Raw genomic sequence first — 25,301 nt, forward strand, 5'->3', positions numbered from 1 at the left:
GGCAATGGCGTGCCAAATGGCGGAAGCTTTCAGGGCACGTTTTCTGATGCCGGGCCCGTTTTTCATGTCCAGACTTTCCTCGCCCAAAGGGCTTAGTCTGAAATGGTTGGAGATCTTCCAGATCTGCGCCCGCAGTGGGTCGCTTAAAGAAGCGGCGGATGAGACCGGCCTTGCGATCAGCACCGTCTCGCATCATCTGCGCTGTCTTGAAGATCACCTGGGCGCAGAGCTTTTCAACCATACCCGCAGGCCCATGGTCTTGACGCCAAAGGGGCAGGTTTTTCTGCGCAACATTGATGTGGCCCTGCACGCCATCCGCAAGGCAAAGGCCGAGGCGACGAATGGTGATCTGGCCGGCGCTAGTTATCTTCGCTTGGGTATGATCGAGGATCTCGACAGTGATGTAACGCCCGATCTTGCCGTGCATCTGGCGGATCTGATGCCCGATTGTGCCTTTCTCTATCACACAGCCTCAAGTCATGAGGTCATCGGGATGTTACGTGATCGCAAGCTTGATCTGGGCATCACAGTCACCCCGCATGAGCGGATGCGCGATTTGGAAGACCAGCCATTGCTGCGCGATCCGTTTATCATGGTCCTGCCCAAAACGGCGGCCGCCTCGCCCGATGACATCGTTGCAAGGCGCGCGGAACTGCCGTTTCTGCAATTCTCAAGCGAGTTGATCATCGCGCGGCAAATACAGGCACAGTTGCGCAGGTTGGGCGTGTCGCTGCCGGACAAGTTTGAATGCGGGAGCAACCAGACCCTGATGGCGATGGTGGCGTCGGGGGCCGGTTGGACCATCACGACGCCACTGCTCTTTGCCAGGGCACAGCGCTTTCAGCCCCGGCTGACCATGCATCCGTTTCCAGGCAAGCGTTTTTCGCGCACGCTGTCGCTGGTGGTCACACCGGATTGTTCACGCTCTTTGGTGGATATCGTGAACCGCAAGCTGCGCGCCTCATTAGACTCGCATGTCATCGCAACGACCATTGCACAGACGCCATGGTTGCAGGATCAGTTCGCGTTGATCGACTAGGATGGCGAATACAGGATGTTAAAGCGCGCCTTGATCGCATCATCCTGTTCGTTGGTCAGATATTCCGGCTGATTGTCGCGCAGCACCGCGCGGACTTGCGCATGGGCCCGGTCCCATGCATCTTGCGCGCCGCTTTCGGCCCAACTGCGCGGCTCTTGCCTGTCGGCTAGTAAGGGGTAGAAATAGTCCCGCTCCATGGCCGCATGGGTATGCGCGCCGCCCAGAAAGTGCCCGTCACCAAGGACGGCATCCATGATGGCCTGATAGCCGAGATTGTCCTCGCTCGCTTCAATGCCGCGCAGGATGCGGTAGGTGTGCGAATGCATCTCATCATCCAGAACGAAGGCCTCGAAACTCGCCCCCAGAAGCGACGCGGTCATGCCTGAGCTTTCGTAAATCAGGTTCCCACCGGCAAGCGCTGCGGCGAGCGACGTCAGCCCCTTTTCCATCCCGTATTGCGCGTCGATGGCCTTGGCATCGGTCATGGAGCAAGCGACACCGGATGGAAGGCCCAGCCAGTTGGAAAGCTGCGCAGAGGCTGCGTTAAGCAATGCGGTTTCGCCGCTCCCCCCGGCAAAGGCGCCGGTGCGCAGATCAACCACCAGCGGCCAGTTTGAAAAGATCATCGGAAAACCGGGCTGGATCGCATGGACCATCACAAGGCTCGCCAGTGTTTCGGCAAGAGATTGCGCCAGAAATCCCGCGAGCGTGGCCGGTGCTGTCGCGCCAGCCTGCGCTGCCGTGATGCAAGAGATGGGGATGTTGTGACGAATGCATGCATAGACCACATCCACAGCATCCTCTCCAAATGCGAGTGGCGAAATGATCGGACTGATATGTGCCTTCAGGAACGGACGTTTCGCGAATTGGCCCGCACCGCCAGCCGCGATGTCGAGCATTTCGACAATAGGCGCTACGTGCGCGGCGAGGGTGAATGAGGTTGCGACAGGCTTGGTCGTGTTGCGCAACAAGGCATAGACCGTGTTCACGTCCAAGTCGAAAATGTCCGGCACGTCGGTGGCAACACAACAGCGTGTATACCAGCTCACATTGGCCAGCGTATCCTGCAACCGGGTGAAATCATGCAGGTCCTTCAGCGTCGCAGGACGGTAGGTGCGGGTGTCCAGATCAAGCGTCTGTACCGCAGCACCGCCGGTTCCGAAGTGGACGCGGTTGCCACCAACCTCAATCGAACGTGCCGGATCACGGCCATGTAGCACAAAGGTCTTGGCGGCCTGATCAATCGCATCCTGCACCAGAGGTGGCGGCAAAAGGATCCGGCCCGCACCATTGTCGCGGGCACCCGCTGCCAGAAGGTCGGCCCGCAGCCGATCCGGAACTGCGCCCAGCCCGAGATTGTCCAAAAGAAGAAGGGCGGTATCGAAGATGCGATCCAGTTCCGCTTTGGTCAGAGGTTTGTAGGCGCCGCCAAGCTGGCCTGGCGGACAAGGGTCGAACACGGGCTTTGCCATGCGTCGTGCAATCCGCTCTACCCGCCCTGCGCGTTTGGGTCGCTGCGCCATAAGCAACATCCTGATCAGTGGTGTCGCAAAGAGGTCCGGAATTCCAGGAGACGGCAATCGCGAAGCGTATATTTCGAAATTTTTGGATTCGTATTTCTAAAAAATAGAAAATTATAAAATCAGGTTGTCACCCCCGCCAAAACCCGTCCCTGTCTCGGCGCGGGGAACGGCGGAGATATTGCATGAAATCGCGCACGAGGATCGTGGTCATTGGCGGGGGCATCGCGGGGTGTTCGACACTTTATCACCTGACACAGGAAGGCTGGAGCGACGTTGTCCTGATCGAGCGGGACGAGTTGACCTCTGGCACCACTTGGCATTCGGCAGCGCAAGTGACGAATTTCGGCATGAACCAGACGATGGTTGGCCTGAAGTCGCACTCCATCGCGCTCTACAAGAAGCTGCGCGATGATCCGGACTACCCGGTTGGCTATCATCACGGTGATGGCGGTATTCGGCTGGCCAATACCGAAGCGCAGATGCAGGGCTATCGGCATTTCGCCTCAATGGCGCGCGGTATGGGTGTTGAGTTCGAGGTCATTGACGCCGCCGAATGCGCCCGCCGCCATCCGCTGATCTCGACGGAGAACCTGTTGGGAGGCCTCTGGGACGGCGAAGATGGCGATATCGATCCGGCACAGTTGTGTCAGGCACTCGCATTCCATGCCCGTAAGGCCGGGGCCGAGGTCTATCGCCACACACAGGTCGTTGGCCTGACGCAGCATGCAGATGACACATGGACGGTGGAAACGACGCAAGGAAACATCGACGCGGATATCGTCGTGAATGCATGCGGCTACCGCGTGAACGAAGTGGGCGCGATGATGGGTGTGCATCACCCGGTTGCTTCGATGGAGCACCAGTATTTCGTGACCGAAGACATACCGACCATCGCCGCAGCGGGGCACCGGATGCCGCTGCTGCGCTGTCCGATCTCGGACTATTATGCCCGGCAGGAAAAGAACGGGCTGTTGGTCGGGTTCTACGAACAGGATTGCAAGACGTGGGGCATGGACGGGATCAGCCCGTCATTTGCCAATGATCTTTGCCCCGATGATCTGGATCGGGTGATGGATGTGCTGGAGGGCGCGTTCGCGCGAATGCCCGCCTTGACCGAGGTTGGGATCAAACGGATTGTGAATGGGCCAATCACCTACACAATCGATGGCGCGCCGCTTGTCGGGCCGATCCCCGGCAAGCGCAATGCGTTCTGTATCATCGGCCTGCGTGCTGGGGTTGGCGAGGGGGGTGGCCACGGCTGGCTACTGGCGCAGCAGATCGTGCATGGGGAAGCCTGCTATGACACCTGGTGTCTTGATCCACGGCGGTTCACGGGACATGCAAATGTCGAACTGACCGCGCTGAAGGCCATCGAAGACTACCAGAACGAGTTCCGCTTTCACTTCCCACACGAAGAGCGCCCGGCAGGACGGATGGCCAAAACAACGCCGCTCACGCCGGTGCTTGCCGCGGAGGGAGCGGCGTTCACGGTCGTCAATGGATGGGAGCGGCTGGATTACATCAAGCCACATGCCGATTTCGAACCGACGCTCGGCTTTGATTTTGACGAAACCTTCGATCTGGTCGCCGCTGAAGTAAAGAACGTGCAAACCAATGTCGGCCTGACCGAGGTCAACGGCTTTAACCGCATCGAAATCACCGGTGCCGACCGGCATGCCTTTCTCAACCGGATGATTTGCGGCAACATGACCAAGCGCGACGGGCGGGTCGGGCTGTCCTACCTGCTGAACCATCAGGGCATGATCAAATGTGAGGCGACGATTGCCAATCTTCCCGCCTCGGATCGCGGGCCAGCGCGGGTCTGGTATGGCTCAGCGGCGGCGGCGGAATGGCATGATCTGGACTGGCTAACGGCGCATGTCCGACCGGATGAGGATGTCCAGCTGAGAAGCCTGATAAATGACCAGACGATCCTTGTTCTTGCGGGGCCGAAGTCGCGCGCGGTGCTGGAGGCGGTCAGCCGCGCTGATTGGTCGGCAGAGGCATTTCCATGGCTCTCGGTCCGGGAATGCTTCATCGGCTTCGCCCCGGCCACCGTCATGGGAGTCAGCTTTTCAGGCGAGCTAGCATATGAAATCCACGTGCTCAACGCCTCGCTCTACGCCGCTTATCTGGCGCTGCGCCAGGCGGGTGAGGCCCATGGCCTAAAGCTCTTCGGCGCGCGGGCGATTGAGTCGATGCGGCTTGAGAAAGGTTTCCTCCACTGGAAAGCCGACATTCTGACCGAATTTGACCCGTTCGAGACGGCGCTGGAGCGCTTCGTCAAGCGCGATAAAGGCGACTTCGTGGGCAAGGACGCACTTCTGCGTCGGCATGCGGAAGGTGCGTGTAGGAAACTGGTCACGCTCGACGTCACCTCAACACGCGAACCAGCCCATGATGGCGCATCGCTGATGCTGGAAGGAAAGGTTGTTGGCACCGTCACATCAGGCGCTTGGGGGCATCGGGTCGGAATGAACCTCGCCCTTGCATTTGTGGCGCCGGAGTTTGCAGCGATTGGCGAAGTGATGGAACTGGATCTATGCGGTCAGATGGTGCCGGCAGCTGTAATCGCGCCCTCGCCTTACGATCCGGGACACGCGTTGATGCGAGGTTAGGATCCGCGCTCAGGAGCGAAGGGCGCAAAGTGCGGGAGATGTTTGACTGCGGTCTGAGCGAAGTTCCTTCGTGGTAGGGTTTGATGCCGCTATTGGTTTGAGCGCCTGTCAAAACAAGCCGCCTCAAGCCCCTCTTTAGGCGCCTACCTTTCAAGATGTATTCGGGAGATCCGAAAATTTCTCTCGTTCAGTTGATTCGGAAGAGGCCCGCGATGCCTCAATCGCCGACTTTTTCAGGTTTTCAAAGGCCGGTTTTCGGTCAATCCGAGCCTGACCACAAAGCCTGACGATCGGTGTTCATGACGCGGCGGCAATCTGTTCATAAACCGAAGGAGTATGACGGAGAACGCGCCGGTCTGTGGAGTGGCTGTCATTAAGCATTTACACGCTTAGCGCGAAGCACGGATGTGCCATCTGCAGGCCTGCGCAACGCCAAGTAACGTTGGATTTTCTGAGATTTCACCGCCCGGAGGCTCGCGTAAACAAACGTTATATGCGGCCCCTTTTTTGAGTTTTTAAACCCGCCGATTATGGCGTTTCGCGGCCGGGTTCCCACTATCGCAGCAACATCACGGCACATCGCGATGACCCCTACCAACAAGGCGAGACGACCATGCAACTGCTCCTCATCAGGCGATCCGATACGCAACCCACAACCTTTCCGGCCCGCCTTCTGATTAAGGGGATTCGTTTTGAGGTCGAGTGCCACTCCGGCAAATGCCCCGACCACGATGCGGACGATCAATACGACCTCGCTATCGTCGATCTTTCGCGACTTGATCGTGCGGCGCAAAGGCTGTTGGACCAGCAGCAAGATAGCGCCCATATTCCCATCATTGCGCTTGTCCCGAATGAAGCGTTGGTGGGGCGAAAGTCGAATGAGGCGCTGTGCCCGATGGCTGCGGGTTCGAACCCTGTCGCGATGCCAGAACTGACGTCTCGCATGCAAGCCATGGTTGATAAGATGGCGGGCCCGTCCGGCAAAATGTTTCGTGCTGCGGGCCTGACTATCAGTCCGGAAGCAGGATACGCCGCATTCGCCGGCGCGCCACTTTCGCTGTCGCGGCGCGAGCTTGCGGCGCTGACACTGCTTGTCCGGTTTGCCCCTCACATCGTCCCGCGTCAGAGGCTAGAGGCCCGGGTTTACGGACCCGATGCGGTTTTGACTTCGAACGCGATTGAAGCGGTCCTGTCCCGGTTACGACGCAGCCTGAAGGATGCGGGATGCCTGGCCCGCATCGTGGCGCATCGCGGGGTTGGGTGGAGCCTGAAGAGCGCTGAGGGAGACCGCCTATGACCCTTTCGATGGAATGTCACAAACCGTGCCGGAAAGCAAAATTATGCCGACGGAACTGTTCGGTATCTGCCTGTCAGTCCGCCGTCAGCTTCGATCCTAAATCAAATCTGGAAGGGTCGGAGACGCGTCTTTTAAAGCACTGCCCGTGGTGGGCCGTGTCCAACAGCAAGGAGAGCGATATGAAGTACTTCAAAAGAATTCGTGTAAATGTACCCGTAGAACCGTTCTTAACAGAAATCGCCGCCGTCGATGACGCCTGGGCCAACGCGACGGGCCGTCAAGAAAAGATCGCCGTGCAACGAGAGGCGCTTGCTGTGCCGTTGCGAGGGTTGCGCAAATCCATGATCCTTGGGCGCGCGCGGCGTGATGTTCACGAAAGCCGCTGGACGACGGGTTCGGTCAATTTCCCGGTTGCACGTGCCTTTCTGGAGGACGTGTCTGCCGAACTCGATGCAGATCTCAGCCGTGCCAAGATCGTCTGCTTGCCTGCGGGCAAGCGTGTCTACCCGCATATCGACCGGGGCGAATACTATCGCCTGCGCGGTCGCTATCACTTCGTGTTGAAATCCTCTGCCGGATCGTGGCTGAAAGCAGGAGAAGAGGAAGTTCGTATGAAGGAAGGCGAATTGTGGTGGTTTGACAACGACCAGATGCATGAAGCCTTCAACGACGGCAACGAAGACCGGATCCACATCATCTTCGATCTGCTTCCAGCCGAAATGCGCAGCCGTGCTTCAGCAGCAACGGCTGCGGCGCGCGCGAAATACGAAAAGGCAGCGTGAAGATGGCACAGATACATTTCCGACCGGGTGTTCCCGGTGTTCTCCCCTCAACCTGGCTGATCCGACCAGAGACAAGCGCAAAGGCGCCGCCAGTTCTGGCGATACACGGCCTGAACCGCGAAGTTGAGCTTATGGCCGACTTGCTGGCGCGGCAGGCAGATGTCACAGGCCGCACCATCATCCTGCCGGTTTTCGACCGCAACTCGTGGCCGCACTATCAGCGGGCCGCGTGCAAAAAGCGGTCCGATTGGGCGCTCCTCGCGCTTTTGCGGGTCCTGCGAGATGAGGGTTGGATTGGCGCGGCCCCGCCGGACATTTCGGGTTTTTCAGGCGGAGCGCAGTTTGCGCACCGTTTCACTTGGCTCTACCCCGAAAATGTACGACGGCTGTGTGTTGTGGCGCCGGGTTGGTGGACTTTCCCGGATACGCGCGGATCCTATCCATTGGGTGTCGGGATGGAGAACCTAGGCGGAAATGCCCTCGCGTTTCGTTTGCGCGCCAACATTGGGCGGTTTCTTGCAAGAGAAGTAGTCGTGATGGTGGGAGATTTGGACGTTATGCAGGATAAAAACCTGCGTAACGACGCTGATATCGTGTCTCAGCAGGGCGCAAACAGGGTCCAACGCGCGCGCAGTTGGGCCGCCGCAATGAAACGCGCCGCACGACGGGAGCGAGTCCGTCCAAACATCCGTTTCCAGCTGATGGAAAACTGCGGACACGGTTTTGCAGATTGTGTGGCCAATGGTGGGCTTGCTTCAGCCTTCGTTCCAGTTGTTTCGGAAAAATCAAAAACGCTTCCCAAGCTGGGGAAGCATCAAATTGAAGAGGTTGCATAATGCACATCGTTGACATCAATGTATCGGCGGCACCATTTCTGGCCGGTGCCAAATGGAGTTTTGTGACACGCCGGGTCCGTCGGTCTAACATCAAACTGCTCAATCATGACCTCGCAGCAGCCGAGACTGGCGATCTCGTGCTGGCTGAGGTGCAGGAGATCGGCAGCCACAAGCGATTGCAACTGCACGATGGGCGCTTCTCCATCTTATTTCCCAAGGATCGTGTGGTTTTGGCCTGCGGTGATCGGTTTGCCGAAGACCAGTTTGAAGGCATCGCCGTTTTGTCGGCAGATGGCGCTGACTTGCTGGCCGGTGGCGGCGTCGTGGGTCACATGCGTACGCGCAACGGTAGGGTCGGTCGCCCGACGCGCCTGTCGGTGATTGGTCGCGTTGCGGATGGCGAGGGCCGCGTCATCAACCTTGCAGACGTTGCGCTGGACAAAGTGCAGGGGCCGCGCCCGCGTCGCGTGATCGGCGTACTCGGCACTGGAATGAATGCCGGAAAAACAGCCGCTGCGGCTGGGCTGATCAACGGGTTTGCACGGTCGGGCCAAATGGTGGCAGCGATTAAAGCGACCGGAACAGGATCCTTTGGTGACGTGCATCATTATGAAGCGGCAGGTGCCGCAAAGGTCTTGGACTTCACCGATGCTGGCCTGGCCTCGACCTACCGGCAGCCCCTGGATTGCCTTGAAATCGCGACGCGAACACTGCTGACCGCTGCGACGGATTGCGACATCGCCGTCGTCGAACTGGCCGATGGTGTGAGTCAGGTGGAAACCGCCCAGCTTTTGCGACGACCCGGTTACCGGGCTCTCTTCGATGCCTTTGTGTTGGCTGCCCCCGGTGCGCTTGCCGCGCGGGGTGCACTGCATTGGCTCTCGTCCGAGGCGCAGATCGCGCCGATTGCGCTGTCCGGTCTGATGACACAAGCTCCACTTGCGGTGGCCGAGGCGGAACAGCTGAGCTTGCCCGTCTTCTCGCGCGAAACTCTGGCAGACCCGGCGACCGCGTTGTGCCTAAACGGACTGCTCGCATGTGCCGAGCGGGAAGGTGCGGCATGAGCCAACGGCCTCCAATCGCTGGCGAAAAGCGTTGGATCGGTATGCTTGGGCTTGTCGTCCTCGCACTTGGTCAGGCGGTCACCATGGTCGTGACCGCCTTCGCGACGCGCGACGTCATCGGCGCATTGCGGACGGATGAAAGCACCATACCGGTGCAGGCGCTCGCGGCCATTGCAATTTCAGGGCTCGCCATCTTTGCGCTGCGCTCTGGTGAGGGTGCGTTGGGAGAGCGGACTGGCCAAAGCTATGCCGCTGCAATCAGGCGCACCCTGTTTCTGCATATGACAAAAATGCCGCTTAGTGCGATGGCCGAGCGACGAGCGGGCGCGACGGCATTGCGGTTTGTTGGCGACCTGACCGCGTTTAAGGGCTGGGTCGCGCGCGGGTTGACGCGGCTCATTTCGGCTTGCGTCACGATACCGGCGGCCTTTCTCATTCTCTTTTTGCTGGAGCCGCGCCTGGCGATGGTGGCTGCCGGACCCATTGGCCTTGTGATGGCGGCCATCTATTGGCTGGGCAATCCCTTAGGTGAGGCCCACGCGGATCTGCGCAGCAAAAGGGCACGCCTTGCCGCTGCCATGGCCGAGCGGCTGCCACAAGGGATCGCACTACGCCGGTCAGGGCGGATCAAAACCGAATTGCGCCTTCTGGACAACAAATCACAAGGCATTATGCGCGCGGCGGTTCGGCGCGCGTGGCTGGGAGAAACAGTACGCGCAATGCCTGATGCGGCAGCCGGAACAGCTGGTGCGCTGTGCCTCTGGGTTTGCTTGAGACTTGATCTTGGCGTGGCGGACGCAGTGGCAGCCCTGACAGCGCTAGCGCTGATTGTCTGGCCCTTACGCCATCTTGCCGATGTACGTGACCGGCAGAAAGCTTATGCTGTCGCGCTAGCCAAGCTTGATGCGGCACTCGCGAGCCCGCGCCTTCGTACTTTAGCCAAGGTAACGCCCGTTCCACATGCGCCTGCAATCCATCTTGATGGACTGCGCCTTCAGGGTCTGGCGCCGATCGATCTCAGATTGGAGCGTGGCGTGGTGCGGCGCGTATCTGGACCTGCAAGCTGTGGTAAGAGCCGCCTGCTCCTGACGCTTTCCGGACTTGAGGGCGCCCCCTCTCAGGGTAAGCTGCAGATATTGGGAACTGATCCTGCAGCCCTGACCAGTGGCACGGTCCTTTACCTTGGGTCTAAGGCACCAATGCTCAAAGGCTCTCTTCGTCGCGCATTGATGTTGGGGACCGGCAGGACGGCGCAGGATGACGAACTTGAAGCGATCATCGACTTGGCTGGCCTGTCGGAGTTGGCGGAACGGCTCGGTGGGCTTGATGCCCGGGTGTCCGAAGGGGCGCGCAATCTTACCGCGAGCGAGCATACCCGCCTGTATTTGGCCCGTGGCTTGATTTCACGATCACAGCTGGCTCTGGTGGACGCTGACGAGATTGGGCTGTGTGGCGATAACCTGGCACTCTTGATCGATCATTTCGATCAGTGTGAGACCGCCGCGCTCATTGTTGCGGCAGAGCCCACTGCGCAGCAATTCAAGGAGCCTCCGCTAGTTCTGCAAAAAAGCGTAGAGCAGGTCACCCAAGTTGCGATGAGCGCAGCCTAGCGTCAGGACAGGTTGTTTTCATCAAGGCCGCATAATTCGCGGTTCGAAAAACGAGCAGTGAGTGTGTATGATCTTTTCCGGCTCACAGACGTGCAGATAGCGGGCATTGTACCCTCCCTCCCCAAGTCGCGCGGGAAACCTCGCCTCGATGATTGACGCGTCTTGAGTAGGATTGGTCCAGAGAAGCGTTGAGTGACCAGGGGATACGCCCTTACATCCCCAGTCGAAAGCAGCAAAAGAAACGAGTGAAGTATGACAAGCGCCGCTACAAAAGGCGCGGTAAGATTTAGATCATGTTCGGCAGCCTCAAAGACTGGTGCCGCGTGGCAATCCATACGACCGGTGCCCGAAGGTCTTCCTGTCCACCATCACTTTCGCCACAACGTTCATATACTGGTTATGAGTCCGGTATCTAGAAGTGTACTAGCGCGATGTGCAGCTTTCTCGAAGCAGCCTGGCATTAAGCCCCTATGATCAGCCATCGCGAGAGCGTTTGACCAGTTCCTGCCCGTAGCCCGTTTCGAACCGACCTGCGCGCAAAGCATCGACACGGGCTTCTTCCTCGATCCGGCCCGACTTCAGGATCGCGAGCCGATCGCAGAGAAAGCTCACCACGGGAAGATCATGGGTAACAAGTAGGAAGGTCAATTGCCTCTCTTCGCGAAGACCCTTGAGCAGGTTGAGGATCTCGGCCTGCACACTGACGTCCAGAGCGCTGGTCGGCTCATCCAAGAGCAGAACGGGTGGGTCGAGCATCAGTGCGCGGGCGATCGCGACACGTTGGCGCTGCCCCCCTGAAAGCTGATGTGGCAGACGAAAGCGAAAGCGTCGCGGCAAGCCGACGGCGTCCAGCATTGCGAGAACGCGGGCATCGCGATCCGGCAGGCCGTGGATGATCAGCGGCTCTGATAGCGTATCGTCAAGACTGTGGCGCGGATGAAGGCTGCCGTAGGGGTCCTGAAACACCATCTGGACCTTGCGCGCCAGACGTGCGCGCTTCCCCGGTGAGAGCGGCTCATTCGCAATCTCAAGAGCTCCGCTCCAGTTGGTGATCTGTCCGGCAAGCGCTTTGAGGATCGTGGATTTGCCCGAGCCGCTTTCGCCGACCAGCGCAAAGCTTTCGCCGCCTGTGACAGAGAAAGATACATTGTGCAGAACAGTTGTCTGGCCGAAACGCACAGTTAGATCGCTTACTCTGATCAAAGCGTGCTCCGATTCAGAACTGGCAGACGATCCCGCGTTTCATCTATTCGGGGTACGCTGGACAGCAGGCCACGTGTGTAAGGATGCTTTGCCGCTTCCAGTTGGCCGGTCCCAAGTTCCTCGACAACGCGACCTTGGTACATCACGATGATGCGGTCGCACCAGCGGGCGACCGTGTTGAGGTCATGCGAAATTAAGATCAGACCCATTCCGCGCCGCCGCACCAGATCGTCGAGAATGTCGAGCACCTGTCCCCGGACGGACACATCCAGCGCGCTTGTGGGTTCATCAGCAATCATGAGGGCCGGTTCCAGAACCACCATCATCGCGATCATGACTCGCTGACCCATACCCCCCGATATTTCGTTGGGATAGAGCCGTGCAACGCGTTTTGGGTCTCGGATCCGCACGGCTTCGAGAACCTCGAGAACCCGCACACGGCGCTGACGGGCGGTGAGCGACCGATGTACTTTTAGCGCTTCGGCGATTTGGTCACCAATTGTAATCACCGGGTTCAGGCTGAACTTGGGATCCTGTAGAACCATCGACATGCGCGCTCCGCGCAACTCGCGATACCTCCGTTCGGACAGGGTTCGGAGGTCGGTGCCTTCGAATTCTAGCCTGTCCGCTGTGACACTGCCCGGCGGTGGAATCAGCCCTAAGATGGCGCGGCCCGTCATGCTTTTTCCTGAACCGCTTTCGCCCACAATGCCCAACCTTTCCCGCCCCAGTGTTAGAGAAAGACCGCGCACGACGTCCACCGGACCGTGATCTGACGGGAATGTAACGCGCAGGTTGTCGACCTTTAGCAATGTCATCCGCGGCTCCGGCCTTTAGGGTCAAGCACATCCCGCAAACCATCGCCAAGAAGACAGAACCCTAGAGAAACAATGATGATCGCAAAGCCCGGCATCGTGGCGACCCACCACTGATCAAGGATAAAGGCACGCCCACGCGAGATCATCGCGCCCCATTCCGGCAAGGGCGGCTGCGCGCCGAGCCCCAGAAAACCCAACCCTGCGGCCGTCAGGATAATCCCAGCCATGTCCAGGGTGACGCGTACAATGGTTGAAGACAGACATAGCGGGATCACATGGAACCTTATGATGCGAAAAGCCGAGGCGTCTTGCATGCGAACCGCGTCCAGAAATTCGGAGTTGCGGAACGTCAGAACCTCAGCACGGGCGATCCGCGCATAGATCGGCCATCCGGTTATGGCGATAGCGATTACCGCATTCTCTATGCCGGGACCCAACGCGGCCACAAAGGCCAGCGCGAGGATCAGCCTCGGCAGCGACAGAAAAATGTCTGTCAGACCCATGAGGATGCGGTCAATCCAGCCACCGAAATACCCGGCAACGACGCCAATCAACAGCCCCAGCGGCGCTGCGATGACAGCGACCAAAAGTACGATCAACAATGTGATCCTCGCGCCATGGATTACACGGCTCAAGATGTCTCGGCCGAGCTCGTCCGTTCCCATCCAATGCGCCGCAGACGGGGGTTGAAGGCGGTTTGCGAGAACACCCTCCACGGGCGAATAGGGGGCTAGCCAAGGCGCGAAGGCCGCAATCAGCAAAAGCGCTAACACGATTGCAAGGCCGACCATCGCCAAGCCATTGCGTGCTAGCGTCCGCATCAATCGCCATGCTTGTCCCAGTTGAGATTGCAGACGTGTTTCGGGATTATCTGACAAGATCCACGCGCGCGAGATCATATGCGTGCCCTCGGGTCCAACAGCCAGTAAAGCAAATCCGAGCCCTTGTTGATCGCGATGAATACCGTGCCGATCACAAGCGTGGCGCCCAGAACGGCATTCATGTCAGCGTTCAACAAGGCGGTGGTCAGATAGTTTCCGATGCCGGGCCAACTGAACACTGTCTCAATCATCACCGAGCCCTCCAGAAGCCCGGCATAGCTAAGACCGATCACCGTAATCAGTTGAACCCGGATCGGCCGAAAGGCGTGACGCCAGAGGATCAACCGCTCTGGTACGCCTTTGACCCGTGCGGTGATGATGTACTCTTGCGAGAGTTGTTCCAGCATGAAGCTGCGGGTCATTCTGGCGATATAGGCAAGTGCGAAGAAGCCCAGGATTGTCGCTGGGAGTATGATGTGTGAGACCGCGCTTTGGAATGCCTCTCCATTGCCATCAATTGCGCTGTCGACCAGCAAGAGCCCGGTTTTTACCGGGACCATGCCGTCAAGAAAGAGATCGATCCGACCGGGTCCGCCCACCCAACGCAATTGAGCATAGAACACAACAAGCCCTACAAGGCCCAGCCAAAACGCCGGTATGGCATATCCCGCAAGCCCGATAACCCGGATTACCTGATCGATCCAAGAGCCCTGGCGGGCGGCTGCGAAAACGCCCATCGGAACCCCCAGCGCGACCCCGATGATAATTCCAATCGTAGCCATTTCCAAGGTTGCAGGAAAGACCCGTGCCAGATCTGTAGCGACCGGCCGACCTGTCGAGACGGATACGCCAAGATCCCCAAGCAATATCTGCCATACATAGCGCCCGAATTGGACGATGAGCGGGTCGTCCAGCCCCAACGCGGCACGAACCGCATCATAGGTCTCTTTGCTCGCGCGGTCTCCGACCACCGCAATGACCGGGTCGATCGGTACGACCCTACCTATAAAGAAGGTGATCGCTAACAGCCCGAGGAATGTCAGGACGAGAGTTAAAAGAAGGTTCAGGGCAGGCAGGAGACGGGTCAACGAAGTTTCCGTTTTTTATCAATCTAGCAAAGAATTTTTGACTGATCAAAATTTTTTTACTACGGTTTTGATGGCAGGGGGAATCATGTTCCAATCACAGCGACGTTCCGAGCCAGCCCAGCCGCCAGCATTCGGCGGACGGATTCGCAACTTGCGGCGCAAAGCGGGCTTGACGTTGCAAGCGCTGGCAGATCAGGCGGGCATCTCTGTTGGCTTTCTCAGCCAGGTGGAGCGCGATCTTGCAACGCCTAGCCTAGGTACGTTGGCCAGTATCGCCGGCGCGCTCAATGTCGACATCGATTTTTTTGTTGCCACTCCACGCCCGGCGGATAGCGTGACAAGGGCTGGTGAGCGGGACCGATTTGCTTTGGCGGACTCCTCGCTGCACTACGAACGCATTTCGACAGTGTTGCCCGGAGGAACGCTGTCATCCCTGATCATCCATATTCCTGTAGGCTATGCGTCGGAAGTCACCGCTCATGTCGGGGAGGAGTTGATCGTGGTGCTCGACGGCACGGTTAAGCAGACATTGGCCGATGTGACGCTTGTGCTGCATCCTGGCGATAGTTTGCACTTTATGGGTGATGTCCCGCATTCCTTCGCCAATATCGGCGAAGCGCCAGCCCGGTTGCTTTGGACCGGAACATCGCCCCGAATGATTGGGCCAATCGTCAAGCGGCTGCAGCCGGAGCCGTCGCAAACATAACCATACCAACGGGAGAGATTTATGAAGTTTGTACCGACTTTTGTAAGAGTCCTCGCGATCAGTCTGATCGCGCTCAGCAGCGCGCCAGCAATTGCAGAAACTCCGAAAGATGCACTTGTGGTGGCTCAAAATATTGACGATATCGTCACTATTGATCCTGCGACAGCCTACGAGTTTTCGTCTGGTGAATATGTCACGAATACCTATGATCAACTCGTCCAATATGGCGCGCAAGACACCACGACGCTGGCGCCTGGATTGGCCGTTGGCTGGGAGATCGACGCCGAAGCCAAGGCCGTGACATTCACCCTGCGCGATGGCGTTACTTTTCACTCAGGAAATCCCTTCCGTGCTGAAGATGTTGTGGGCAGCTGGAAACGGGTTCTGGTTCTGAACAAGGCACCGGCTTTCATCCTTGGTAATTTAGGCTGGACTGCCGAAAACATCGAAGAAATGGTTACGACCGAGGGCAACACCGTGACCGCCCGCTGGGTCGGGGATTTCGCACCTTCTTTCGTGCTCAATGTACTGGCATCGCGTCCCGCATCCGTGGTCGATATGCAAACTGCTATGGCAAACGAGGTCGACGGCGACATGGGTCACGCATGGATGAACCAGAACAGCGCCGGAACAGGTCCATTCAAACTTACCAGATACGCGCCCGGCGAGGTGCTCATGCTTGCCGCAAATTCTGACTATTGGGACGGCGCGCCCGCGATCGAGCGTGTTTTGATCCGACATGTGGCCGAAGCGGCGACACAACGTCTTCTCCTTGAGGCGAACGATGTGGACATGGCCAAGAACTTAACCCCCGACCAGATCGAAGGCTTGTCGGGCAGTGACGGTATCCGGGTGGAAACCTATCCGCAAACGGCCGTTCACTGGTTCAGCTTCAATCAGAAGCATGAACCGCTGACCAATCCCGCTCTTTGGGAGGCAGCGCGCTATCTGGTCGACTACGAGGGCATGGCGAACAGCTTTCTTGCTGGGCAAATGGATGTTCATCAGGCCTTCTGGCCTGAAGGGTTCCCGGGCGCGTTAACTGACACCCCGTTCACATATGATCCGGAAAAGGCCAAGGCCATTCTGGCCGAGAGCGGCATGGAGCTTCCGGTGACCATCGAGCTTGATGTGATTAACTCGGCGCCTTTCACTGATATCGCCGCAAGCCTGCAGCAAACCTTCGCTCCCGCTGGGATCAACTTTGATATTCTGCCCGGTACTGGTGCACAGGTGATCACCAAATATCGTGCGCGTACACATCAAAGTATGCTCCTCTACTGGGGCCCCGACTTCATGGATCCTCATTCGAACGCCAAGGCGTTTGCATACAATGCTGATAACTCCGATGACGCCTATGTCTCGACCACCACCTGGCGCAACGCTTGGATGCCACCTGAGGAGGTCAATCAGAAAACGCTGGCTGCCCTGGCAGAGCGCGATCCAGATACACGCAACCAAATGTATGTTGAGCTGCAACAGGCAATGCAGACGGAGGCCCCTTTCGTTGTCATGTTTCAGGCCATCAAGCAGGTTGCCATGGCCGACGAGGTGCAGGGTTACGTGAATGGCGCAAGCGCTGACTATGTGTTTTATCGTCTGACCGAAAAGAACTGATGGCGAAACTACCGGGGGCGGATCATGCCGCCCTCGGAGTGCAGTTGCATAAGGCAAAGCATGGGTCCCGCAAATATTTTTGCCGCGCTACATCGCGCTGTTGAAGACGCATCCCGAGCGATGCTTTTCACCGTCACGATCCTCGACCGTAACAGACGGCTTGCACGGCGGGTCTATTCGTCAAATCCAACCGACTATCCGGTAACCGGCATCAAACCCGTCAGTGCGAACGCCTGGACCGCTCAGGTGATTGACAGAGGTGAGGTTTTTGTCGCGAACAGCACGGCCGAATTCGCCCCCTACTTTGCTGATCATGCCCTTATCAATGCTTTGGGCTGCGAGGCTGCCTTGAATATCCCGATCTCGGCTGACGGCAAGGTGGTCGGCACGGTCAATGTTCTGGGCGCGCGGGACATTTTTACTGAGGATCGCGTCGCCGCTCTTAATCAAGTGGTCGCGGACTATCGCGCGGCGCTTGTTACTGCATTTGATAAAGTATCCATGGAGAACCGAGTATGAACAGGTTGGACCGTTTACGTGCCAGGATGGAGGCGACGGGCACCGATCTGGTCGCCTTAGCGCCAGGGGCGCATATGCGTTGGCTTCTGGGCTTTATGCCGCATCCTGACGAACGCGCCTGTCTTCTGCTTGTGGGGTTGGACCAAGCCGGTTTTGTGATGCCCGCGCTGAACGCCGGTGACGTGCGCCAGCATACGGAGTTGCCGTTTTGGGAATGGCACGATGCGGACGGGCCGGGCAAAGCACTTGGGACTGGCCTAGAAGCGGTTGGCTCACGCCCGCGCCGGATCGCGCTGGACGAGGCCATGCGCGCAGATCATGCCCTAATGGTTCTTGATGATTTACCCAACGTCGCGCACGCTTTTGCGAACGACACGCTCGGCGCTTTGCGCATGGTGAAGGACGCAGATGAGCTGGCGGCGCTGAAGGAAAATGCGCTGATCGCCGACCTGGCACAGACCGCTCTGCGGGGTGCGATCAGAGACGGAACGACGGAACATGCGCTGGCTGAAGTTGCCAAAGATGTCTTTGAACGACACCAAGCGAGGACGGCTTTTTCCATTGTGGGCGCGGGCGTCAATTCCTCCTATCCGCATCACCATACTGGCGATACTGTCGTCCGACCGGGCCAAGCTATCGTTGTGGATATTGGCGGGTACAAGGATGGCTATTATTCGGATATCACCCGCATGGCCTGTCTGGATGAGCCCCCCGAAGGTTATGCGGAAGTCCACAGCATTGTAGATGCCGCGGTTATTGCGGCCCTCGATGCCATCCGTCCCGGGGTCGAATGTCGGGCAGTTGATACAGCGGCGCGCGACGTCATAGCGGCGGCTGGTTACGGAGAGTACTTTACCCACCGTACCGGCCATGGCCTTGGCAGCGAGGTCCACGAACCGCCATATATCTCTGCCTCAAACCCTTTGATGTTGGAAGAGGGAATGGTCTTCACGGTCGAACCGGGCATTTATCTTCCAGGCCGCTTCGGGATTCGGCTGGAGGAGGTCGCCGTGGTCACCGACAAAGGCTGCCAGATCTTGTCCGAGCTGCCCCGTACGCTTCACGTGGCCTGATAGCCGCCCATCCGTTTTTGGGGCTAGGGCATGTGCCGGCGCATCAGAATGAAAGCGGCGCCGCTGACAAAGATGCAGACCAACGCACTTGCCGCAAGCGATAGCCGAAGCGCCCATTCGGTTCCAAAGGATGGCGCTAGCATGGCGATCAGCCCAGCAGCCAGAAACGAACCGATGGGAAGACCGCCCCACACGATCATCCGATAGGCGCCATTCACGCGGCCCAACATCGCTGGTGTGACCAAGCGCTGGCGCCAGGAAATCGTAAGCATGTTGAGAAGGACCGAGGCGAATGTCTCAATAAAGAGCGCGATAATAATTGTTGGCAGGTCGCCGGCTGTCGCGAGCAGACCCAATGCTATCGGAAAGCAACAAAGGGAAAACATAAAGGTTCGGCGGGCCGACAGAACGCGGACGAACCAATGTCCACAGAAACCGGCAGGTAATGCGCCGGTCGCGGCGATCATGAGAACGAGACCATAGGTCCAAGCATCCAGCACAAGCGTCTCGCGGACGAACGGGACCAATAGCGCAAAGGCAAGACCGGTCGCGGCGTTCAAAACAGCGAGAATTAGCGCGAGGCGGCCTAGAAGGGCGTTAGCCGCCACCAGACGAAGACCTGCGATCAAATCGGCCCAGAAATTGTTGTCAGTAGGAGCTCTGAACGGACGGGAGATAGGGATCCGCCACAAAAGCAGTGCCGCACAGGTCAAGAGCAGTGCCTGAGCCGAAAATGGAAGCGCATAGTCGATTGAGAAGAGGTAGCCGGCCACCGGCGGTGCTAGGATAGAGCCGCAGATCAGGTAGGCCGCGTGAAGTCGCCCGTTGGCACGTTCGAGTTGCGCAGATGAAACGATATCAGGAAGAACGGTCTGTTCTACCGTTTCGCGCATCACTTGTGTGGCGCCGCCGAGAAAGATCAACGTAAAAAAGCCAAGAAGCGATGCCGACACTGCAGTTGCAGGACCATCGTTATCTGGGATCATGCTTGCTTGTAGCGCTAGGATCAGCAGAATGATGACGCTCATACCAATTGATCCCAAAAGCAACATCCTGCGGGGGTGCCTATCGATCCAGACACCGACCGGAACGGCGAGGATCAGCCAAGGAACCCGCGTAATGCCGAGCACCAGAGCGATTAGTGCGGCATCGGAGGTTAGTAGTGTGGTAAACCAAGGAATGCTGACCAGAGCGATGCCATCCGCGACACGCAACAATGCTGAGGCAGTTAAAAAGACCGGAAAGGCCAAGACCTTGCGTTCGGGTGGATGAGGGATCAAATCTGACCTTCCGTACGGTCAGATGGGCCAAAGCTGTGGAAAGGTCTCGGGGTCGGCGTAGTCTGGTTTGTTGTCGGCAGTTTTGCGGCAGAGCAGGTCGTTTATGTGGCCGGTTCGACCCGATGCCGCTGCTGGCGGGACGTAGTGATTGGCGTCATCCTGCATGTGGATTGCATAGGCGATACGGTCTTCTGAGGACTTGTTGGGATACCCTCCATGCACCAACCTACAATGATGAAAGCTGACTTGGCCGCGTCTCATCGGTAGTGTCCGAACCTGCGGAGCATGACCTTTGTCTGTGAATCGTGCTTCGATCGTTCGAAGGTCCTGATCGCCAAATGAATGGAGCGTTTCGGTTTCAGGCCATGTGTGGCTCGCATCCCAAACGGCGAGAGGCCCTTTTTCTTCGGGAACATCCTCAAGAGGAATCCATGCGGTGATCATCGACTGTGAGCTACAGGACGACCAATAGGCTCGGTCGCTATGCCACCCGACCTTGGCGCTACGGGATGGGTCGAAGGGCGGTTTGATCACGACCTGATCATGGAAGATACGTACGCTTTCCGTTTCGGCTAAGGCAGCGGCCATTTCGCCGACGGGACATGACAGAAGCGCATCGAGAAATTCGTTGATCTGCAGCGAAAGATAGTCGAGTTGCGCCACAACTTCGGTTTCGCCATCACCGCCAAGATCGACCGCCAGATGTCGGTCCCGTTCGCCAATGCGGTAGCGTTCGATCCCGAAAGCGAGTGTGTCGAGCACATCTTCGGACAGGATGGGCGGGCTCAGCCACCACCCGTGGGCTCGATAGTGCGAGATGTCCTCAGGTCCAACCATGTCTATTCTCCATAAACTGACTAGATAGCGATCCGCCCAACCGGGCTAAGCCCGTCAACCAACGGGGCATCACGGGCGACAAGACCAGGTGCCCAGGGCTTCACAACCGTTGGTCCGGCGAAGGTGTTGCCGGCCAGTGCCTTGAGGGCATCGTCAATCTTGCCGATAAGCCTTTTGCCGATGGGGCTAAGCGAGGCCGGAACAATCAGGTTGCCCGTTGCACCACCCGCTCCGGATCGCCAGAAAAAGACGATATCGGCCATGCGGATAGCTGGCAATGGCTGGTCTTCCTTGTCGGAGGAATCAAGGAACCGAACCGTGATACCTTCGAGCGTGAGTGCTGATAGAGGATGGGTATCGGCAAAGACGAACAGAGGGGGCGTGACCGGCGCATCGCTTTGCATCACAGCACCTGCGATCTCGAGTTGTTCATCATAGGGCAGCATGCGACTCGAGGCCGCGGCCACTTGGCCGCCGATATCTTTCCAATCGTAGGTACGGGCGACGCGGAAAAGCGAGCCTTGGTAAAGTGGTGCATCCACCAGCAGATCTGACGAGGAATGGCGGTTTAATATAGTTGTGCCGACCAGAACTTCCTGACGATCCAGATCTTCGATGACCTGACGAGCAACGGTACCGGCAATAGCCGCGAACGCCGTCACCTTGACCTTCTTTGCTGCAGACTCAATCGCCTCCGCAAAGTTGGGTAAATAGCTGCGCGTGAACCGCACCAATGGCTCTGACCCGGCGCTGTTTGCCAACGGTTGGCTGGCGGAGAGATTGAGGTTGGAGAGATTCCCTGACAGTTCATCGCGTTCCCGCACCAACCGCTGTTCTGACGCGGGGGCGGTATCGGCTGGGTTCAGAACGGTGTCGATTTCCGCCTCTTGACCTTGAAGAAGTGCCGCGTAGTAGCGCCCAAGAGCCCGAGCGATTGTAGATAGGGACCAACCATCGGCTGCAGAATGGTGAATAGCGATCACTAGAACATGGCGCGACGGGCTCAATGTCAAACACCGGGCGACCAACAACGGATCGCCATCGATGTCGAACCGATACCGTCTAACTTCGACAATAGCGTCGGTTAGCCCGACTTGGACATTTGGGTCTGAGAAGTCCTCCCAGCCAAACAACTCCTCACCGCCAACGGCACCGAGACTCGGAAACGTCTCCGCAATCCTGTCGAATGCCCAGGCCAGCGCATCAACATCAAGCGTCCCCTCAAGTCCAAGCGTGTACGAAAGGTTCAGAACGGACGGGTCTGCAAGCTCTGCGTGTATCTCGCGCAGGCGGTCCTGGGCTTCAGTGATCATGGTTCCTTTCGACCAGTCGTGTAGTACACCTCGGTGCCCAGATGCATCTCGTGCTGCACGCTAGTGACCGAGAAGCCTTTCGACGCGAGTATTTCAGCGATCACACCACCGGTGCCCGAGGGTTCCTGATGCTCAACGACAACTTGCTCGATCTTGGACCATGCCGCATCGTCAAGCCCTGCCAGAACAAGATCCTCGCCGCGCTGCACATCGACCTTTAGAAGATCGACCCGATCAACGCCGTGTTCCTCCAGAAGGCTGGCAAGACGGCGGGTCTCGGTAGGTACTGTTTCGGAGGACATACGGCTTTCGACCAGGCTGCCCTCGACCGGCGCAAGGACGGTGTCGGTCTCGGCATCACGGGCGCGTGCCCGTCCAAGAAGACCGGTCAGTAACGCACTGTCCTTGGCGATATCTGGGCGCAGCGAAGACATCCCCGTGATTAGCGGATATGTCGTCAATTCTCCGCGGCCATCCTTGTCTGAAGCTGCGATCTGAACTAGCGTCGCTTTGTCGGCCAGAGGGGCAACATTGGCCCGGAACGCATCCGCCAGCAGCGGGACGGGTTCGAGAGCAAACACGTTGCGCGCTTTGGCATTCACCAGCGCGAAGATCGTGAACATACCCACATTTGCGCCGACATCTATGACGGTTCCACCTTCTGGGATACGCGCGCCACCGACCCAGTAGGCGCCGTTCACGAAAATCTCGTCGTAATAGTGCCGTGTCTCCGATGGATAGGGAGTTTGTATCCTTCCAATCTTTGGCAATTCAGTGCTTTGAAGGCTTGGTCCCGATGATGCCGGAGTGGCAGCGCTTTCGCCGCCACCCTTGCGCCGGATATAGTCCTCGACCACGTCGGCGAACTGGCCAAAGGTCGCGCCCCTAAGAAGTGCCACCACAGGGACGCTGATCCCGAAACCGTGGTTCACGGCAGAGACCACCTGGATTGCCGTAAGAGAGTGACCGCCCAGATCGGCAAAAGCTGCCTCCTCGCTAATGTCGTCCACATGCAGATGACGCCGCCAGACCTGACGTACACGTTCCCGTGGGGTTGTCGCCTCTTCATCGCCCTCGGACTGCACAAGCTCAAGCTGCGGCAGCTTCAATCGGTCGATCTTTCCGTTACTGTTTAGCGGGATATCATCAAGTTGCAGCATCGCTGGTAGGGCCGGTACCATGTGGCGCGGCAGAACCTTGGCCAGATCAGCACGCAGCGCCGTCAGATCCAGTGCAGCACCATCGGTGCTTTGTAGATATAGGCATAGCAGAGTATCGGAGTCGCCAGCACCCGTTGATTGAAGCCGCGTAGCCGCCAACCCCACATTGGGCAGATCGCAGGCATGTGCCTCGATATCTCCAAGCTCAATCCGATACCCGCGCAACTTCACCTGATCATCGCGCCGCCCGACGAACTCGATCTCTCCAGATGGCAAAAGTCGCCCGAAATCACCCGTCAGATACATCCGCCCGTCGGCCGCCGCGTCGGGAAACGGGTCTGGCACGAATTTTGTTGCGGTCGCTTCAGGCGCATCGACATATTCCAGCGCTGGGAGCAACCCCCCAATCGCAATCTCCCCGGTTGTTCCGATCGGGCAGCGCATTCCTGCTGCATCGACGATATGGATGCGCGCATTTGCGATTGGCTTTCCGATTGGGGGTGTCAGCGGCCAGCGAACGCTGGCCCCAGACAAGGTGTGAGAGGTGGCGACATGTGTCTCGGTCGGGCCATATTGATTTATGAGCTGTGCTGGGCATGTCCGAAACATTTTTACCACAGGGGGCGTGATCGTCATTCGTTCACCCGCGACTATGACTTCCTCCAATGTGGAGAGGTCGTCGGACGCTTCATCATAAAGCTCGGCAATCTGCAGGAGCGCAACGGGTGGCAAGAATGACCGGTGAATCTTCTGTTCTGCAAGGATTTTTAGCAATGCGCCGATATCGGCGCGTTGCGCCTCGGTGCTGATGACAAGTGTCCCGCCATAGCAAAGTGTGGCGAAGATTTCCTGAAATCCCACATCGAACGCCATGGACGAGCGATTGAGTGTGCGACGGTCAGTAGCTGGCGTCTGCTCGTTTTGCCATGCAATCAGATTTACCAGAGTGCGCTGGCCAACCAGGACGCCTTTGGGACGACCGGTAGAACCTGAGGTAAAGAGGAGATAAGCGGCATCATTTATGTCTCCTGCGACGCTCAGATCCTCTACGCTTTCCGCGATTGCCTCAGACATCAAGACGATCTCGCCAAAGCCCTCAACGACGTTGCGCATTCTGTCTGCGCTCAGAAAGACCTTGGGTCTGGCCGTTTCGGCGATCATGGAAAGCCGTTGGTGTGGGAAAGTATGATCGACAGGCACAGGAGTTGCACCGATCCCAAGAACGGCAAGCAAAGCCGCGATCTGTTCGGGACCGGGTGGAACGCAGACGCCGACACGATCACCTTTGACGCAGCCATGGCGCCGTAGGCAGACTCCGATGGCCGCGCGCTGCTGATCTAGTTCGGCGTAGGTGGTTTTCTGACCCTCAAAGATCATTGCTACGGCATTGGGCGCCGTTCGAGCCTGCTCGGCAAAGAGCGCCTGAACCGTGCCAGCCTCCGGCAATGGCTGCGGATCAGGGCAGGTTACCGCCGCGATTTGGTCGCTTTCCGCTTGGCTCAGAATATTTATCATTCCGACGGTAGTGTCTGGAGCGTCATTGAGGATTCTCAAAACGCCAGCAATGTGATCGAGAAAGCGAACCACGGTATCAGCATCGAAAAGCCGGGAATTATGACAGCAAGCTAGCCGATCTTCACTAGCGTCAAAGAAAACGGTTGCATCCTGACGGACGTTAGGGATTGCCTGTTCATCGGGAGCCACGGCAATAGCAAAGTCGCTATTCACCGACTCTTTGGGTTCGACGGGCGGTTGAGCAGGGCTTTCATCGATCTTTGTCGTTGCCTCTGCGAGCAATTTGCCAACTTTTGCCTGTAAGTCATTCGACGCTTCGATCCGGATGATGTCGCCAACAGGCATTACAACTCCGACGGGGGCGTCGTCGTCTCGATGGGTTCTGATCAGAACAATTTGGATCGCTGCGGCGAGCCGCGCCAGTTGCGCATGGCCAGTTTCAGGCAGCAAAGCCGACGGCAGAGAGTCGCGCGCTGAAGTGACCATCGTCTTTGGCCAATAGGCGAGCGAGCGCTTTCCCGCGATAGGAAGGCTAGGAGGAATAACATGTTCAGATCGGGCCAGTTGTACGTTCATCGAATT

20 protein-coding genes and 1 pseudogene are annotated in these 25,301 nt (G+C 58.0%); 12 read left to right on the forward strand and 9 right to left on the reverse strand.

Annotated features, from left to right (window positions below; genetic code table 11):
* Window positions 1-64: 64 nt before the first annotated feature.
* Complete coding sequence (locus tag SLH49_RS08890) at window positions 65-1,039, forward strand: LysR family transcriptional regulator (RefSeq protein WP_320268814.1); 975 nt, start codon at window positions 65-67, stop codon at window positions 1,037-1,039.
* On the opposite strand, the gene SLH49_RS08895 is transcribed toward SLH49_RS08890, so the two are convergent.
* A complete protein-coding gene (locus tag SLH49_RS08895; RefSeq protein ID WP_320268815.1) occupies window positions 1,036-2,562 on the reverse strand; it encodes a trimethylamine methyltransferase family protein in 1,527 nt (508 codons plus the stop codon). The two genes, SLH49_RS08890 and SLH49_RS08895, sit on opposite strands and share 4 nt — an antisense overlap.
* A 182-nt stretch (window positions 2,563-2,744) precedes the next feature.
* Between SLH49_RS08895 and SLH49_RS08900 the strand changes: the two genes are divergently transcribed.
* From SLH49_RS08900 to SLH49_RS08930, 7 genes and pseudogenes are all read left to right on the forward strand, one after another.
* Window positions 2,745-5,180: an FAD-dependent oxidoreductase gene (locus SLH49_RS08900; RefSeq protein ID WP_320268816.1), complete on the forward strand. Its 2,436-nt coding sequence runs from the start codon at window positions 2,745-2,747 to the stop codon at window positions 5,178-5,180.
* Between the two features lie 613 nt (window positions 5,181-5,793).
* Window positions 5,794-6,477, forward strand: coding sequence for a winged helix-turn-helix domain-containing protein (locus SLH49_RS08905; protein WP_320268817.1), 684 nt, complete (start codon window positions 5,794-5,796; stop codon window positions 6,475-6,477).
* Window positions 6,478-6,656: 179 nt separating this feature from the next.
* On the forward strand, window positions 6,657-7,259 hold the full coding sequence (locus SLH49_RS08910) for an aspartyl/asparaginyl beta-hydroxylase domain-containing protein (protein WP_320268818.1): 603 nt from the start codon (window positions 6,657-6,659) through the stop codon (window positions 7,257-7,259).
* Between the two features lie 2 nt (window positions 7,260-7,261).
* A complete protein-coding gene (locus SLH49_RS08915; protein ID WP_320268819.1) occupies window positions 7,262-8,095 on the forward strand; it encodes a hypothetical protein in 834 nt (277 codons plus the stop codon).
* Window positions 8,095-9,159, forward strand: coding sequence for a hypothetical protein (locus SLH49_RS08920; protein WP_320268820.1), 1,065 nt, complete (start codon window positions 8,095-8,097; stop codon window positions 9,157-9,159). Before SLH49_RS08915 ends, SLH49_RS08920 begins: the two co-directional genes overlap by 1 nt.
* Complete coding sequence (locus tag SLH49_RS08925) at window positions 9,156-10,769, forward strand: ABC transporter ATP-binding protein (protein ID WP_320268821.1); 1,614 nt, start codon at window positions 9,156-9,158, stop codon at window positions 10,767-10,769. The genes SLH49_RS08920 and SLH49_RS08925 overlap by 4 nt, the downstream gene beginning before the upstream one ends.
* Window positions 10,770-10,939: 170 nt before the next feature.
* Window positions 10,940-11,172 (forward strand): annotated as a pseudogene (locus tag SLH49_RS08930) (IS5/IS1182 family transposase); the annotation flags it as partial.
* A gap of 71 nt (window positions 11,173-11,243) precedes the next feature.
* Here SLH49_RS08930 and SLH49_RS08935 read toward each other — a convergent pair.
* The 4 genes from SLH49_RS08935 to SLH49_RS08950 are packed head-to-tail and all read right to left on the reverse strand — an operon-like array spanning window position 11,244 to window position 14,699.
* The gene (locus tag SLH49_RS08935; protein WP_320268822.1) at window positions 11,244-11,972 is read right to left on the reverse strand and encodes an ABC transporter ATP-binding protein; all 729 of its coding nucleotides are present in this window, start codon (window positions 11,970-11,972) and stop codon (window positions 11,244-11,246) included.
* Entirely contained in the window at window positions 11,969-12,790 is an 822-nt protein-coding gene (locus SLH49_RS08940; protein ID WP_320268823.1) for an ABC transporter ATP-binding protein, read from the reverse strand. Before SLH49_RS08940 ends, SLH49_RS08935 begins: the two co-directional genes overlap by 4 nt.
* Entirely contained in the window at window positions 12,787-13,689 is a 903-nt protein-coding gene (locus tag SLH49_RS08945; RefSeq protein WP_320268824.1) for an ABC transporter permease, read from the reverse strand. The genes SLH49_RS08940 and SLH49_RS08945 overlap by 4 nt, the downstream gene beginning before the upstream one ends.
* Entirely contained in the window at window positions 13,686-14,699 is a 1,014-nt protein-coding gene (locus tag SLH49_RS08950) for an ABC transporter permease (protein WP_320268825.1), read from the reverse strand. Before SLH49_RS08950 ends, SLH49_RS08945 begins: the two co-directional genes overlap by 4 nt.
* Before the next feature lie 85 nt (window positions 14,700-14,784).
* On the opposite strand from SLH49_RS08950, the gene SLH49_RS08955 reads away from it, so the two are divergent.
* Genes SLH49_RS08955 through SLH49_RS08970 form a run of 4 tightly spaced genes read left to right on the forward strand, consistent with a single transcriptional unit; the run spans window position 14,785 to window position 18,614 of the window.
* Window positions 14,785-15,405 (forward strand): XRE family transcriptional regulator, encoded by a 621-nt coding sequence (locus SLH49_RS08955; RefSeq protein WP_320268826.1) that lies wholly within the window; start codon window positions 14,785-14,787, stop codon window positions 15,403-15,405.
* Window positions 15,406-15,426: 21 nt separating this feature from the next.
* Window positions 15,427-17,022, forward strand: coding sequence for an ABC transporter substrate-binding protein (locus SLH49_RS08960; RefSeq protein ID WP_320268827.1), 1,596 nt, complete (start codon window positions 15,427-15,429; stop codon window positions 17,020-17,022).
* A 60-nt stretch (window positions 17,023-17,082) separates the two neighbouring features.
* The gene (locus SLH49_RS08965; RefSeq protein WP_320269777.1) at window positions 17,083-17,541 is read left to right on the forward strand and encodes a GAF domain-containing protein; all 459 of its coding nucleotides are present in this window, start codon (window positions 17,083-17,085) and stop codon (window positions 17,539-17,541) included.
* Window positions 17,538-18,614 (forward strand): Xaa-Pro peptidase family protein, encoded by a 1,077-nt coding sequence (locus SLH49_RS08970; RefSeq protein ID WP_320268828.1) that lies wholly within the window; start codon window positions 17,538-17,540, stop codon window positions 18,612-18,614. Before SLH49_RS08965 ends, SLH49_RS08970 begins: the two co-directional genes overlap by 4 nt.
* A 23-nt stretch (window positions 18,615-18,637) precedes the next feature.
* Here the strand turns inward: SLH49_RS08970 and SLH49_RS08975 are convergent, their stop codons facing one another.
* From SLH49_RS08975 to SLH49_RS08990, 4 genes are read right to left on the reverse strand one after another with little or no spacing between them, the layout of a single operon-like run.
* On the reverse strand, window positions 18,638-19,894 hold the full coding sequence (locus SLH49_RS08975; protein ID WP_320268829.1) for an MFS transporter: 1,257 nt from the start codon (window positions 19,892-19,894) through the stop codon (window positions 18,638-18,640).
* An 18-nt stretch (window positions 19,895-19,912) separates the two neighbouring features.
* The gene (locus SLH49_RS08980; protein ID WP_320268830.1) at window positions 19,913-20,731 is read right to left on the reverse strand and encodes a phytanoyl-CoA dioxygenase family protein; all 819 of its coding nucleotides are present in this window, start codon (window positions 20,729-20,731) and stop codon (window positions 19,913-19,915) included.
* Between the two features lie 20 nt (window positions 20,732-20,751).
* Window positions 20,752-22,044 carry a condensation domain-containing protein gene (locus tag SLH49_RS08985; protein ID WP_320268831.1) on the reverse strand — a complete coding sequence of 431 codons (1,293 nt, stop codon included), beginning with the start codon at window positions 22,042-22,044 and terminating at the stop codon, window positions 20,752-20,754.
* Window positions 22,041-25,295, reverse strand: coding sequence for an amino acid adenylation domain-containing protein (locus SLH49_RS08990; RefSeq protein WP_320268832.1), 3,255 nt, complete (start codon window positions 25,293-25,295; stop codon window positions 22,041-22,043). Before SLH49_RS08990 ends, SLH49_RS08985 begins: the two co-directional genes overlap by 4 nt.
* Between the last annotated feature and the right edge of the window lie 6 nt (window positions 25,296-25,301).

It is taken from the genome of Cognatiyoonia sp. IB215446, from assembly GCF_033963825.1.
In the GTDB taxonomy this organism is placed as follows: Bacteria; Pseudomonadota; Alphaproteobacteria; order Rhodobacterales; family Rhodobacteraceae; genus Yoonia.

Coding starts and splice junctions, on each gene's coding strand:
- SLH49_RS08890 (WP_320268814.1), top strand. CDS start 65: ATGTCCAGACTTTCCTCGCCCAAAGGGCTTAGTCTGAAATGGTTGGAG.
- SLH49_RS08900 (WP_320268816.1), top strand. CDS start 2,745: ATGAAATCGCGCACGAGGATCGTGGTCATTGGCGGGGGCATCGCGGGG.
- SLH49_RS08905 (WP_320268817.1), top strand. CDS start 5,794: ATGCAACTGCTCCTCATCAGGCGATCCGATACGCAACCCACAACCTTT.
- SLH49_RS08945 (WP_320268824.1), bottom strand. CDS start 13,689: ATGATCTCGCGCGCGTGGATCTTGTCAGATAATCCCGAAACACGTCTG.
- SLH49_RS08955 (WP_320268826.1), top strand. CDS start 14,785: ATGTTCCAATCACAGCGACGTTCCGAGCCAGCCCAGCCGCCAGCATTC.
- SLH49_RS08965 (WP_320269777.1), top strand. CDS start 17,083: ATGGGTCCCGCAAATATTTTTGCCGCGCTACATCGCGCTGTTGAAGAC.
- SLH49_RS08915 (WP_320268819.1), top strand. CDS start 7,262: ATGGCACAGATACATTTCCGACCGGGTGTTCCCGGTGTTCTCCCCTCA.
- SLH49_RS08920 (WP_320268820.1), top strand. CDS start 8,095: ATGCACATCGTTGACATCAATGTATCGGCGGCACCATTTCTGGCCGGT.
- SLH49_RS08960 (WP_320268827.1), top strand. CDS start 15,427: ATGAAGTTTGTACCGACTTTTGTAAGAGTCCTCGCGATCAGTCTGATC.
- SLH49_RS08970 (WP_320268828.1), top strand. CDS start 17,538: ATGAACAGGTTGGACCGTTTACGTGCCAGGATGGAGGCGACGGGCACC.
- SLH49_RS08910 (WP_320268818.1), top strand. CDS start 6,657: ATGAAGTACTTCAAAAGAATTCGTGTAAATGTACCCGTAGAACCGTTC.
- SLH49_RS08985 (WP_320268831.1), bottom strand. CDS start 22,044: ATGATCACTGAAGCCCAGGACCGCCTGCGCGAGATACACGCAGAGCTT.
- SLH49_RS08925 (WP_320268821.1), top strand. CDS start 9,156: ATGAGCCAACGGCCTCCAATCGCTGGCGAAAAGCGTTGGATCGGTATG.
- SLH49_RS08980 (WP_320268830.1), bottom strand. CDS start 20,731: ATGGTTGGACCTGAGGACATCTCGCACTATCGAGCCCACGGGTGGTGG.
- SLH49_RS08990 (WP_320268832.1), bottom strand. CDS start 25,295: ATGAACGTACAACTGGCCCGATCTGAACATGTTATTCCTCCTAGCCTT.
- SLH49_RS08895 (WP_320268815.1), bottom strand. CDS start 2,562: ATGGCGCAGCGACCCAAACGCGCAGGGCGGGTAGAGCGGATTGCACGA.
- SLH49_RS08940 (WP_320268823.1), bottom strand. CDS start 12,790: ATGACATTGCTAAAGGTCGACAACCTGCGCGTTACATTCCCGTCAGAT.